Annotated in this window: 1 pseudogene; it reads right to left on the reverse strand. The window is 30.4% G+C overall.

Annotation, left to right across the window (positions count from 1 at the left end):
* A pseudogene (locus AX677_RS05290) lies at positions 1-214 on the reverse strand (hypothetical protein); the annotation flags it as partial.
* Positions 215-471 lie beyond the last annotated feature (257 nt).

The raw sequence follows: 471 nt of genomic DNA on the forward strand, positions 1-471 counted from the left end.
TTACCAAATCTATAATTTCTTGCTCATGCTTTTTTAGATAAGCGAGCTGTTTTTGTTTGATGGCTTCTTTATCATCTTTGATAGCCTTTTTTGAAGAAGTAACTTCCTTATCTTGTTTATTACTTTCTTTTTGAGTCATGGCGCATCCTCCTAAACTTACTAATACCACTATTGATGTAACTGTTACAAGTATGATTTTCGTTCGTTTCTTCATAGTGCCTCCTTGTATTGATTTGTTAATATTATACCGCTAATTTATTCTTCTAACAATACCAAGAAAGTTAAAATTTTTCTTTTTAAAACTTTTGGCTGTTGCCTTCTTAGATGGTCAACAAATATGTATTCATGACATTGATTTGCCTAAATCAAGTATTATCCATCTTTCCAAATCTAATTGTTCATATGGAAACTTATTGGGTCTATCTCTGTAAGCTGATTCTGCTAATGAAGCATATAGATTATCAAAACTTT

The organism is Streptococcus sp. CCH8-C6 (genome assembly GCF_001557225.1).
Lineage (GTDB): Bacteria > Bacillota > Bacilli > Lactobacillales > Streptococcaceae > Streptococcus > Streptococcus sanguinis_C.